Annotated in this window: 10 protein-coding genes; 3 read left to right on the top strand and 7 right to left on the bottom strand. The window is 70.9% G+C overall.

From position 1 onward, the window contains the following. Positions 1-16: 16 nt before the first annotated feature. From frdD to ctaD, 6 genes are read right to left on the bottom strand one after another with little or no spacing between them, the layout of a single operon-like run. The gene (gene frdD, locus B0I32_RS02590; protein WP_106234540.1) at positions 17-358 is read right to left on the bottom strand and encodes a fumarate reductase subunit FrdD; all 342 of its coding nucleotides are present in this window, start codon (positions 356-358) and stop codon (positions 17-19) included. Continuing rightward, positions 355-762 (bottom strand): succinate dehydrogenase/fumarate reductase transmembrane subunit, encoded by a 408-nt coding sequence (locus B0I32_RS02585; RefSeq protein ID WP_106234870.1) that lies wholly within the window; start codon positions 760-762, stop codon positions 355-357. The genes frdD and B0I32_RS02585 overlap by 4 nt, the downstream gene beginning before the upstream one ends. Continuing rightward, entirely contained in the window at positions 759-1,517 is a 759-nt protein-coding gene (gene sdhB, locus B0I32_RS02580; protein ID WP_219911607.1) for a succinate dehydrogenase iron-sulfur subunit, read from the bottom strand. Before sdhB ends, B0I32_RS02585 begins: the two co-directional genes overlap by 4 nt. Continuing rightward, positions 1,510-3,246 (bottom strand): fumarate reductase (quinol) flavoprotein subunit, encoded by a 1,737-nt coding sequence (frdA, locus tag B0I32_RS02575; RefSeq protein WP_219911606.1) that lies wholly within the window; start codon positions 3,244-3,246, stop codon positions 1,510-1,512. Before frdA ends, sdhB begins: the two co-directional genes overlap by 8 nt. A gap of 5 nt (positions 3,247-3,251) precedes the next feature. Then, positions 3,252-3,485: a hypothetical protein gene (locus B0I32_RS02570; RefSeq protein WP_106234537.1), complete on the bottom strand. Its 234-nt coding sequence runs from the start codon at positions 3,483-3,485 to the stop codon at positions 3,252-3,254. 34 nt (positions 3,486-3,519) lie between these two features. Further along, on the bottom strand, positions 3,520-5,097 hold the full coding sequence (gene ctaD / locus B0I32_RS02565) for an aa3-type cytochrome oxidase subunit I (protein ID WP_245955551.1): 1,578 nt from the start codon (positions 5,095-5,097) through the stop codon (positions 3,520-3,522). 298 nt (positions 5,098-5,395) lie between these two features. Between ctaD and B0I32_RS02560 the strand changes: the two genes are divergently transcribed. Then, complete coding sequence (locus B0I32_RS02560) at positions 5,396-6,601, top strand: aspartate aminotransferase type Ic (protein WP_245955508.1); 1,206 nt, start codon at positions 5,396-5,398, stop codon at positions 6,599-6,601. Positions 6,602-6,613: 12 nt separating this feature from the next. Here B0I32_RS02560 and B0I32_RS02555 read toward each other — a convergent pair whose 3' ends face one another. Then, complete coding sequence (locus B0I32_RS02555) at positions 6,614-7,192, bottom strand: hypothetical protein (protein WP_146178015.1); 579 nt, start codon at positions 7,190-7,192, stop codon at positions 6,614-6,616. Positions 7,193-7,305: 113 nt separating this feature from the next. Here B0I32_RS02555 and B0I32_RS02550 point away from each other — a divergent pair, with 113 nt between their 5' ends. Together B0I32_RS02550 and B0I32_RS02545 are read left to right on the top strand one after the other, a co-directional pair. Further along, positions 7,306-8,667 carry an FAD-binding oxidoreductase gene (locus B0I32_RS02550; RefSeq protein WP_245955506.1) on the top strand — a complete coding sequence of 454 codons (1,362 nt, stop codon included), beginning with the start codon at positions 7,306-7,308 and terminating at the stop codon, positions 8,665-8,667. A gap of 361 nt (positions 8,668-9,028) precedes the next feature. Continuing rightward, a complete protein-coding gene (locus B0I32_RS02545; protein WP_106234529.1) occupies positions 9,029-11,509 on the top strand; it encodes a serine/threonine protein kinase in 2,481 nt (826 codons plus the stop codon). Positions 11,510-11,768 lie beyond the last annotated feature (259 nt).

Genomic DNA, 11,768 nt, shown 5'->3' with positions numbered 1-11,768 from the left:
GATAAAACTACGACATTTACACCATCAATACGGCGGCGACGACCCCGCCCGCGACGGCTCCGCCGTAACAGAGCAGCGCGATCACCACGTCGAATCTGGCGATGCCGAACAGCTCCTCGCTGGTGTGCCGGACGCGGTGCGCGGCGTGGAAGAGACACAGCACGACGACCACGACCAGCGCCACCCGGACCGGCGGACTGTCCAGCAGCGCCCGCAGGTGCTCGGCGGCGGGCCAGTCCACGACCCCGAGCGGCATGAGCACCCCGAACAGCAGCACCAGCACGGGCAGCAGCAGCGCCGCCACCACTCCCCCGCCGCTGAACAGCAGCCACAGGTACGGCTCCGGCGTGCGCCTCACTGGAACCCCCTCAGCACGAAGAACGCGACGACCGCCGACACCGCCAGCCACAACGAGTGGTTGCCGCCCTGGATCAGCCACGCGGGCAACCGGTAGCCGTCCAGGCGCACCACGGTGGCCCTGGGCGCGAGGTTGAGGAACGTGATCGCGTGGAAGCAGGTCGCGGCCAGGGCCAGCACGTTGAGCGCGATCATCCACGGCCGGGCGGCCAGCGCCGCGAACTCCGGCAGGCTCCCGCCCAGCACCGCGTCCACCAGCAGCAGCAGGAAGACGACCGTCCAGGCCACGAAGACGCTGGTCAGCTCGCGCAGCACGAAGACGGTGTAGGCGCGGCTGCGGGCGAACCAGAAGGCGTCGCGGCGCGGCCGGTAGCCGCCGGGAGTGACCTCGTCGCGGGTCTTCATCGCCGGCTCCACGGCAGCACCGAGCGCAGGGCCGCGGTCAGCTTGTAGCGCTGGATGGCCTCGGCCGGATCCACGTGCTTGGGGCAGGCGCTGGTGCACTCGCCGACGAACGTGCAGCCCCACACCGAGTCCTCCAGGTTGAGCACGTCGAACCGGTCGCCCATGTCCCGCGAGTCCAGGTTGTAGCGCTGGGCGAGCGCGATGGCGGCCGGGCCGAGGAAGTCGGGGTCGAGCACGTAGACGGGGCAGGCCGAGTAACACAGCAGGCAGTTGATGCACATGCTGTACTGCTTGTACGCCTCCAGCTGCTCGGGCGTCTGGGCGTACTCGGCCGTCAGCGGCGGCTCCTCCCCCTCCCTGATCAGCCACGGCCGCACGGACGACAGCTTGGCCAGGAAGTCGTCGATGTCCACGACCAGGTCCCTGATCACGGGGAAGCCCTTGAGCGGCTCGATCCTGACCGGCCCCTCGCCGTACTCGGACAGGAAGGTGCCGCAGGTCAGCCGGGGCTCGCCGTTGACGTTCATGCCGCACGAGCCGCACACGCCCATCCGGCACGACCAGCGGAAGGACAGGCTGCCGTCGAGCCGGTCCTTGATGTAGTTGAGCCCGTCCAGCACGGCCCAGTCGGCCATGAGCGGCACCTCGTACTCCTGGAACACCGGCTCCGCGTCCTCGCCCGGCCGGTAGCGGGAGACCTCCACGCGGATCGTGCGCGTGCTCGCCCGCCGTACCGCTTCGGTGGTGTCAGTCACGGCCGTAGACCCTTTCTCCCGGAGGCCAGCGGGTGATCGTCACGGGCAGCAGCCCGACGGACGGGGAGCCGTCGGGCGCGCGGTGCACGAGCGAGTGGGCCAGGTACGTCTCGTCGTCCCTGGCGGTGAAGTCGGTGCGCTGGTGCGCGCCGCGCGACTCCTGCCTGTTCAGCGCGCAGGCCACCACGGTCCGCGCGATCTCCAGCATGGCGTGCAGCTCCTGCAGGCTGATCAGCTCGGTGTTGAAGGCGGTGCTGCTGTCGTCGACGCGCGCCTCCTGGGCCCGCTCGCCCAGGTCCGCGAGCGTGTCGACGGCCTTGGTCAGCACGTCTCCCGCGCGGTAGATGCCGGCGGCTCCCTCCAGCGTGTGCTGCATCCGCTCGCGCAGGTCGGCGATCCGCTCACCGTGCCCGCCGCCCCCGCGCACGCGTTCCAGCCGCCGCCGCTCGTCCGCGCCCTGGGCGCGTACGGCGGACGCCTCCGCCTGCCCGGCGTGCGACCTGGCGAACGCGGCGGCGGCGATCCCGGCCCGTCGGCCGAAGACGAGGATCTCGGGCAGCGAGTTGGAGCCGAGCCGGTTGGCGCCGTTGATGCTCACGCACGCCGTCTCCCCGGCCGCGAACAGGCCGGCGATCGGGGTGGCGCCGTCGATGTCGGTGTGGACGCCGCCCATCATGTAGTGCGCGACGGGCCGCACGGGGATGAGGTCGGTGGCCGGGTCGAGGTTCTGGTAGCTGCGGCACAGCTCGCGCACGAACGGGATGCGGGCGTCGATCTTCGACTCGCCGAGGTGGCGCAGGTCGAGGTAGACGACAGGCCCGTACGGGGTGTCCACCGTGCGGCCCTTCTCCTGCTCGTGCACGAACGCCTGCGACAGCCGGTCGCGCGGCCCGAGCTCCATGCTGCGCAGCTTCGGCGTGGGCGTGGGGCTGCCGAGGTCGTAGTCCTGGAGGTAACGGTAGCCGTCCTTGTTAATCAGCCAGCCGCCCTCCGCCCTGGCCGCCTCGGTGATGAGGATGCCGGTGAAGGGCAGGCCGGTGGGGTGGTACTGGACGAACTCCATGTCCTTGAGCGGCGCGCCCTCGCGGTAGGCCAGGGCCATGCCGTCGCCCGTCTTGATGGCGGCGTTCGTGGTGAAGGGGAAGACCTTGCCGCAGCCGCCGGTGGCCAGGACGACCGTTCTGGCGGGGATGGTCTCGACCCTGCCGGTCCTGATCTCGACGGCCACGACGCCGTGGACCCGGCCGTCGTCGACGACGAGCTTGGTGACGTACCACTCGTCGTACCTGATGATGTCCTGATATTTCAGGGTGGTCTGGAAGAGCGTGTGCAGCAGGTGGAAGCCGGTCTTGTCGGCGGCGTACCAGGTGCGCATCTTCTTCATCCCGCCGAACGGGCGCACCGCGACCCGGCCGTCGCTCTCCCGGCTCCACGGGCAGCCCCAGTGCTCCAGCTGGATCAGCTCCTTGGGCGCCTCCGACACGAACGCCTCCACCGCGTCCTGGTCGCAGAGCCAGTCGCCGCCCGAGATCGTGTCGTAGCAGTGCTCGTCGAGCGTGTCGCCAGCACCGATCACGGCCGCGGCGCCGCCCTCGGCGGAGACGGTGTGGCTGCGCATCGGATAGACCTTCGACACGACCGCCACCCTGAGCGAGGGGTCGGTCTCGGCGACCGCGATCGCCGCCCGCAGCCCCGCTCCGCCTCCCCCGACGATGAGCACATCGATCATTGGGGTCACACTCCGTGGTCCGGCTGGATCGGGTCCTTCACCCGCTTGCCGTCGTGGCGGATGGCGGACAGGTGGATGCTGCCGTCGTGGTACTCGTGGCGGATCCTGCGGCAGCCGCAGTCGAAGAGCTGATCCCGGATGACCAGGCCGTAACCGTCGTCGTCGAGAAGACGTTCACCGCCCGACCTCTTCCCGCAGGGGGCAGTCTCAGGATCGAAGGGAGTCTTCGTGCCGGTCATCGCCGATCTCCTTAGATGGGCGAAACATGGGGGGTCAGCCAGGCTCGTCCTGCTTCTCGTGCGGGTAGTGCAGGTCGAACGCGGGCCGTTCGGAGCGGATGCTCGGCATGCTGGTGAAGTTGTGTCGCGGCGGCGGGCAGCTCGTGGCCCATTCCAGGGACCCGCCGTAGCCCCACGGGTCGTCGAGGGTGACCTTGGGCGCGTGCCTGGCGGTCTTCCAGACGTTGTAGAGGAACGGCAGCGTCGAGGCGCCCAGCAGGAACGCGCCGACCGAGGAGATCTGGTTGAGCGTCGTGAAGCCGTCGCCCGGGCTGTAGTCGGCGTAACGCCTGGGCATCCCGGCCTGGCCGAGCCAGTGCTGGATGAGGAACGTGGTGTGGAAGCCGAGGAACAGCGTCCAGAAGTGCACCTTGCCCAGCCGGTCGTCGAGCATCCGGCCGGTCATCTTGGGCCACCAGAAGTAGAACCCGGCGAACATGGCGAACACCACCGTGCCGAAGACCACGTAGTGGAAGTGGGCGACGACGAAGTAGGTGTCGCTGATGTGGAAGTCGAGCGGCGGCGAGGCCAGGATGACGCCCGTCAGGCCCCCCAGGAGGAACGTGACGAGGAAGCCCACCGCGAACAACATGGGCGACTCGAAGCTCAGATGGCCCCGCCACATCGTGCCGATCCAGTTGAAGAACTTCACGCCCGTCGGCACCGCAATGAGGAACGTCATGAACGAGAAGAAGGGCAGCAGCACCTGCCCGGTCGGGAACATGTGGTGCGCCCAGACGGTCATCGACAGCCCGGCGATGGCGATGGTGGCGCCGACCAGGCTCATGTAGCCGAAGATCGGCTTGCGGCTGAAGACCGGGATGACCTCGGTGACGATGCCGAAGAAGGGCAGCGCGATGATGTAGACCTCGGGGTGGCCGAAGAACCAGAACAGGTGCTGCCAGAGCAGCGGCCCGCCGTTGCCGGCCACGAAGACCTGCGTGCCGAGCTTGCGGTCCGACTCCAGCACCAGCAGCGCCGCCGCCAGCACGGGGAAGGCCATCAGCACGAGCATGCTGGTCAGCAGCACGTTCCAGGTGAAGATGGGCATCCGGAACATGGTCATCCCGGGCGCGCGCATGCCGATGATCGTGGTGATGAAGTTCACCGCGCCGAGGATCGTGCCGAGGCCGGACAGTGCCAGGCCCATGATCCACAGGTCCGCGCCGACCTGCGGCGAGTACACCGAGTCCGACAGCGGCGTGTAGGCGAACCAGCCGAAGTCGGCCGCGCCGCCCGGCGTGAAGAACCCGGCCACCACCATGAGCCCGCCGAACAGGAACAGCCAGTACGCCACCGCGTTGAGCCGGGGGAAGGCCACGTCCGGCGCGCCGATCTGCAGCGGCATGACCACGTTGGCGAACCCGGCGAACAGCGGCGTGGCGAACAGCAGCAGCATCACCGTGCCGTGGATGGTGAACAGCTGGTTGTACTGCTGCTGGCCGACGAGCTGCATGCCGGGCGCGGCCAGCTCGGCCCGGATGATCATGGCCATGATGCCGGCCACGAGGAAGAACCCGAACGAGGTGATCAGGTAGAGGTACCCGATGACCTTGTGGTCGGTCGTCGACATCCAGGAGGCGATGACGGTCCCGGTGCGGCGGCGCCTGACCTGCTCGATCGAGGTCTCGCGAACAGTCGTCACGGGTGCTCCCTCCGACGTGGAGTTGTGCCTGCCCCGATCTACCCATTCCACGTCAACGATCGCCGCTCGGGAAGTCGTTCTTTGACATTCGCCACCGAAACCTTTGGCGATCACCTCCGAAGGACCCGTCCGGCGCCCTTTCCGTGCCGTCCACATGGCGGATATCGAGCGGTCCACCCGGCGGCGTCTTCTATCCTTCGATAAGCCGAACCGAGGAGAGAACATCGTGACCGCTCAGCGTGACTACGCCGCCCTCGTCCAGCGGGGGCTCTCGCTCGACCTGACCCGGGGCAAGCCGTCGCCGCGCCAGCTCGATCTCTCCAACGCCATGCTCACGCTGCCGGCGTCGTACCGGGCGGCCGACGGCACGGACGGCCGCAACTACGGCAACCTGCAGGGGCTGGCCGAGCTGCGCGAGCTGTTCGCGCCGCTGATCCAGGTGCCGGCCGGTCAGCTCGTCGTCGGCGGCAACGCCAGCCTGGCCCTGATGCACGACACGATCGTGCACGCGCTGCTGAGCCCGGTGCCCGGGGCCGCGCGCCGGTGGATCGAGGAGCCGGAGATCACGTTCCTGTGCCCGGTCCCCGGCTATGACCGGCATTTCACCATCTGTGAGCGGTTCGGCATCAAGATGGTCAGCGTGCCGATGAACGCCGACGGCCCCGACATGGACGTCGTCGAGCGCCTGGTCGCCGCCGACGCGAGCGTCAAGGGCATGTGGTGCGTGCCGAAGTACAGCAACCCGACCGGCGTCACCTACAGCGACGAGACCGTGCGCCGGCTGGCCGCCATGACCGCCGCAGCCCCCGACTTCCGCCTCTTCTGGGACAACGCCTACGCCGTCCACCACCTCACCGACACCCCCGCCGAGCTGGCCGACCTGCTCACGCTCAGCGCGGAGCACGGTCACCCCGACCGCGTGTTCGTCTACGCCTCGACCTCCAAGGTGACCCTGGCCGGCGCGGGCGTGTCCTTCTTCGGCTCCTCGCCGGAGAACGTGAAGTGGTTCCTGCACAACACCTCGAAGCAGTCCATCGGCCCCGACAAGATCAACCAGCTCCGCCACGTGGAGTTCCTGCGTGACGGCGCCGGCGTGGCCGCGCACATGCGCCGGCACGCCGAGCTGGTCGGGCCGAAGTTCGAGCTGGTGGACAAGATGCTCACCGAGCGGCTCGGCGGCCTGGCCACATGGACCAGCCCGAAGGGCGGCTACTTCGTCAGCCTGGAGGTGCCGCACGCCGCCGAGGTGGTGGCGAAGGCCAAGGCGGCCGGGATCGCGCTGACGCCCGCGGGCGCCACGCACCCGTACGGGAAGGACCCCGAGGACCGCACGATCAGGATCGCGCCGACCTTCCCCGAGCTGGACGAGCTGGAGCAGGCCATCGACGGGCTGGCGACCTGCGTGCGGCTGGTCGCCGACGAGCGGGGCTGAGCCCGCCCGCGGTCATCTGGGGGCGCCGCCGTTCCTGAAGCCGAAGATGTACTCGCGCGTCTCGCTCGGATGGAACGCGACGCCGACCTCCGGCTCGAAGGCGACGTTGTCGCGGGGGCAGTAGTAGAGGCGTTCCCAGACGGCCAGGGCCTTCTCCCTGGCCGGGGCCTCCTGCGTGTCGCGCTTGCGGGCGCCGTACGAGCCGAGCACGTTGAGCAGCCCCAGCCCCCAGAACAGGCCCGTCAGGCAGAACGGCGCCAGCAGCACCTCGCCCCAGCGCGGGTCCTGCCCCATGGCGATCACCAGCGACACGACCAGATGCACCAGGGCCGCCACCAGCAGCAGCACGTAGCCCTGGTTCCTGGCCCACGGCGTGTAGTGGCGGGCGGGGAACGACAGCCAGACGGCGAGCTGCGTCCGGCTCATGACGTGCTTCGACGCGCCGAGCGAGGCCGCCGTCGGCAGATCGGCGATCTCACGCGTCCCCGGTAACCTGACCCGCCCGATTCTGTACGTGGTACCGGCGGCGACCGCCCCGGGAACCGCTACGACCTGGCCGGTCTCCGAGCACACCGGGCACCTGACTTCCACCCGGGCAGTCTGGCCTTAAGGAACGCACTGCGCAAACCGTCCGTCACGCCTGGCGGCCGGGCCGTCCCGACCTGGCGCTTCCCCGCGCCGGGCGTGCGCCTAGGGTGCATAGTGTGAGACCGATCGATGCCCTGGTGAAGTCCCTGCCCGAAGCCCGCGTCATCACCGACCCCGACGTGATCGACTCCTATGCCCGTGACCGCACGTTCCTGGAGCCCGGCAAGCCGGTCGGCGTGGTGCTCGCCGCCTCGCGCGACGACGTGGTGACCACCCTGCGCTGGGCCACCGAGCACCGGGTGCCGGTGGTGCCCAGGGGCGGGGGCACCGGCCTGGCCGGTGCCTCGGTCGCCGGCGACGGCTCGATCGTGCTGTCGCTGGCCAGGATGACGGCGATCAGGGAGCTGTCGCCGGCCGACGAGATCGCCGTGGTCGAGCCCGGCGTCATCACCGCCGACCTCGACCGGGCCGCGAGGGAGCACGGGCTCATGTACGCGCCCGACCCGTCCTCGTACGAGATCTCCACCATCGGCGGCAACCTGGCCACCAACGCCGGCGGGCTGCGCTGCGTGAAGTACGGCGTGACCAGGGACTCGGCGCTCGGCCTTGAGGTCGTGCTGGCCGACGGCCGGGTGCTGAACACCGGCCGGCGCACGATGAAGGGCGTCACCGGCTACGACCTGACCGGCCTGTTCGTCGGCTCGGAAGGCACGCTCGGCGTGATCACCGCCGCCACCGTGCGGCTGCGCCGCGCGCCGGCCGCGCCGCCCGCGACGTTCGCCGCCGAGTTCGGCTCGCTGCGCGACGCGGGCGCCGCCGTCTCGGCGATCATGGCGGCCGGTTGCCAGCCGTCGCTCATGGAGCTGCTCGACCGGGCCACGCTGGAGGCCATCGACGAGTGGCGCAACATCGGCCTCGAACCCGGCACGCAGGCCATGCTGATCGGCCAGTCCGACGCCGCCGACAGCCAGGCCATGGCCGGGCGCATGGAGGCGATCTGCACCGAGAACGGCGCCTCGTTCGTGGCCGTGTCCTCCAGTCCGGAGGAGGCCGACGAGCTGATCGGGCTGCGCCGGCTGGCGTACGGGGCCAAGGAGCGGCAGGGCGCGTGCCTGGTCGAGGACGTGTGCGTGCCCCGGTCGGCGCTGCCCGACATGATCACCGCGATCGAGGCGGCGGCGGTCAGGCACGGCGTGCGGATCGCCACGGTGGCGCACGCGGGCGACGGCAACGTGCATCCTGTCTTCATCTTCGAGCACGGGTCGGTGGAGCCGCCGCCGGAGGTGTGGGCCGCGGCGGACGAGGTGTTCAAGCGGGCGCTGGAGTTCGGCGGCACGCTCACCGGGGAGCACGGGGTGGGGCTGCTCAAGCGGCGCTGGCTGGGGCTGGAGGCCGGGCCGGTGGCGGAGGAGGTGCAGCGGGGGATCAAGGCCGTCTTCGACCCGCTCGGCATCCTCAACCCCGGCAAGGCGATCTGACCTCCTTCGACCCGCTCGGCATCCTCGACCCCCGGCAAGGCGATCTGACCTCCTTCGACCCGCTCGGCATCCTCGACCCCCGGCAAGGCGATCTGACCTCCTTCGACCTGCTCAGCCCCCGCCACCCTCGGCGAATCCGACCGCTCGGTGATCGCGGCCGCGGCGAGGCGATCTGACGTCCGCGGTAAGTGGATCTTGCCTTGACCAAGCCGTGACTTCGGTCACCGAAGCGCACTCGACCTGCGACGAAACGCTGACTTTGCTCGTCAAAACATGAAACTTCTGACAGGTCCGGCAGACGCCCCGTCTGTCGCGCTGGTAGCGTTTTGCCTCATCTATTAGGTGGTAATGGGGGTCCGACGTGAATCAGTTCCAGCCGTTGGCGGCGGACGACCCGCGGCGGCTGGGGGCGTTCGACATCGTCGCCCGGCTCGGCGAGGGCGGCCAGGGCGTTGTCTATCTCGGCAAGAGCGACTCCGGTGAGCAGGTCGCGGTCAAGCTGCTGCACCACGCTCTGGTGGCCGACACCGACGCCAGGACGCGGTTCCTGCGCGAGGTGGCGGTGGCCCAGCGGGTGGCCAGGTTCTGCACCGCTCCAGTGCTGCACGCCGACCTCGACGGGAGCCGGCCGTACATCGTGAGCGAGTACGTCCCGGGGCCGTCGCTGCGGGAGCTCGTGATCAACGAGGGGCCGCGGCGGGGCGCGGCGCTCGAACGCCTGGCGATCAGTACGGCCACCGCGCTCGCGGCCATCCACCGCGCCGGGATTCTGCACCGCGACTTCAAGCCCGCCAACGTCCTCATGGGGCCCGAGGGTCCCGTCGTGATCGACTTCGGCATCGCCCGCGCCCTCGACTCCCCCGGCGCGACCGCCACCGGCATGGCCATGGGGACGCCTTCGTACCTGGCGCCCGAGCAGCTCAGCGGGGCGGCGGTGTCCGAGGCGGCCGACGTCTTCGCGTGGGGCGTCACGATGGTGTTCGCCGCGACGGGCAAGCCCGCGTTCGGCGCCGACTCGATCCCCGTCGTGATGAACCGGATCCTCAACGAGGAGCCGGAGCTGGAGCAGATGGAGGGCGGGGTCCTCGGGGACCTGGTGGCCGCCTGTCTGTCGAAGGACCCGGCCCAGCGGCCCAGCGCCGACGAGCTGATCGTGCACCTGACCGGCCAGCCGGCCCCCAACGCGGCCGTCGAGCCGATCACGGGCCGGCAGAAGACGGCCGGCGCAGCCGCGGCGGGTGCCGCCGCGGCTCACGCGGGCGGCGGCGCGGGTGGCGCCGGCGGTCCGAAGGGCGCCGGCGGCAGCGGTGGTGCGGCCGGCTCCGCGCAGGACAACTACCCCGGTCCCTGGCACCAGCCGACCGGCCCCGTCGCGGTGGGCGGCCCGCAGCAGACGGGTCCGCAGTCCGTGGCGCCGCCGCAGACGGGCGACTACGGCCACGCGGCCGCCGCCGCGCAGGGCGGTCCCGCAGGGCACGCGCCCCAGGCCGGGGCTCAGGCGGGCGCGCCGCACGGCGGCCAGGGCGCTCCCCTGGCCGGTGCGCCGCAGGCCGGACCGCTTGGCACACCGCAGGCCGGACCGCAGGGCGCGGCTCAGGCCGGACCGCTTGGCACACCGCAGGCCGGACCGCAGGGCGCGGCTCAGGGCGGACCCCAGGCGGGCATGGCGCCCGGAGCGCAGGCGGGCATGGGGCAGGGCGGTCAGGCCGGTGGGGCGTTCGGGGCACAGCAGCCCGGCGGCTTCCCGCCCGGCGCTCCGCAGCCGCCGCACGGTCCCGCCCAGGGTGGGATCGGGATGCAGGCGTCCGGGATGCCACACGGCCCCGGCGTTCCGCCCGGCGGCCCCTTCCCCGGCGGACCAGGCCACCCCGGAGGACCCGGCGCCCGTCATGGCGCGGGCGGGCCCGGTGTCAGTGGTCCTGGGATCGGTGGTCCTGGCGCCGGTCCTAGTGCCGGTGGTCCAGGGGCCGGTGGTCCTGGTTCGGGTGGTCCTGGCGCCGGTCATGGTGCTGGTGGGCCCGGTGCCGGTGGGCAGTCCGGTGACGGGGTGCCCGCCAAGCAGCGTCGTACGCTGACCCTCGCTCTCTCCGGCGCCGCCGCGGCCGCGCTGCTCGTCGTGGCCGGCGCGGTCGTCGTCCAGGCGAACAGCGGCAAGGAGGTCCCGGTCGTCGCCGTGGGCAACACCAGCGAGCCCGACGGCGGCTCCGGCGCGGGACAGCCGGGCGAGCCGCCCGAGTCCGTGCCGATCCCGACGGACAGCACGCCTCCTGTCCCCACCCTGGACATCGAGGAGAAGAAGACGCGCAAGCCCACCAGGGAGCCCGTCGCCCAGGTGCCCAACCCGGCCACGCAGGCTCCCCGGCCGCAGACCACCACGAGCCGGCCGCAGGCCACGCCGACCAAGAAGAAGAGCAGGAACATGGTCGAGCCGGATCCCGATCCGTCGACCCGGCCGTTCGACGAGCAGGGGAAGGCCACCGACCAGCCGGCCAAGCCGTCGCAGCCGCCGCTGAAGCCCAACACGGCCACGCCGGTCGGGGTGTGCGGCGCCGGATACAAGGTGATCAACTCGCACAAGCTGGGCGAGGGCGCCACGACGTACCTGCTCTACCACGCCGGCGCGGGCAAGAACTGCGTGGTCACCATCTCGCGCATGGTGATCCCCGGCAAGGTGAACATGAACGCGATCCTCCAGGTCAAGGGCGGCTCCAGCGGGAGCAACCCGGGCAAGTTCACCTCGTACGCCGGTCCCGTCCGCCTGGCCGCCAAGAAGAAGTGCGTCATCTGGGGCGGCACGTGGCACAAGACCTCGTGGAAGTCCGGCTGGAGCCACTGCACCTGACCCCGGGCACACCTGGTCTCGGGCACCTGACCTCGAGCACCTGACCCCGGGCACACCTGGTCTCGGGCACCTGACCTCGAGCACCTGACCCCGGGCACACCTGGTCTCGGGCACCTGATCCTGGGAGCCCGGGTCCTGGGAGCCCGGGTCCTGGGAGCCCGGGTCCTGGGCGGCCGGCTCTTGGGCGACCCGATCCGTGCGTCCGAGCGGGACGAGTGGTGCCCCGTTCACGAGCCGTCGCCCGTCATCGGGCGGCGGC

It is taken from the genome of Nonomuraea fuscirosea, from assembly GCF_003001935.1.
Classification (GTDB): domain Bacteria; phylum Actinomycetota; class Actinomycetes; order Streptosporangiales; family Streptosporangiaceae; genus Nonomuraea; species Nonomuraea fuscirosea.
The sequence above is the reverse complement of the archived record's forward strand: the minus strand, read 5'-3'. Positions and strand labels throughout refer to the sequence as shown.

Excerpts from the sequence above, each read along its gene's own strand:
- B0I32_RS02585 (WP_106234870.1), bottom strand. The coding sequence starts at position 762 with ATGAAGACCCGCGACGAGGTCACTCCCGGCGGCTACCGGCCGCGCCGC.
- frdA (WP_219911606.1), bottom strand. The coding sequence starts at position 3,246 with ATGATCGATGTGCTCATCGTCGGGGGAGGCGGAGCGGGGCTGCGGGCG.
- B0I32_RS02570 (WP_106234537.1), bottom strand. The coding sequence starts at position 3,485 with ATGACCGGCACGAAGACTCCCTTCGATCCTGAGACTGCCCCCTGCGGG.
- ctaD (WP_245955551.1), bottom strand. The coding sequence starts at position 5,097 with ATGTCGACGACCGACCACAAGGTCATCGGGTACCTCTACCTGATCACC.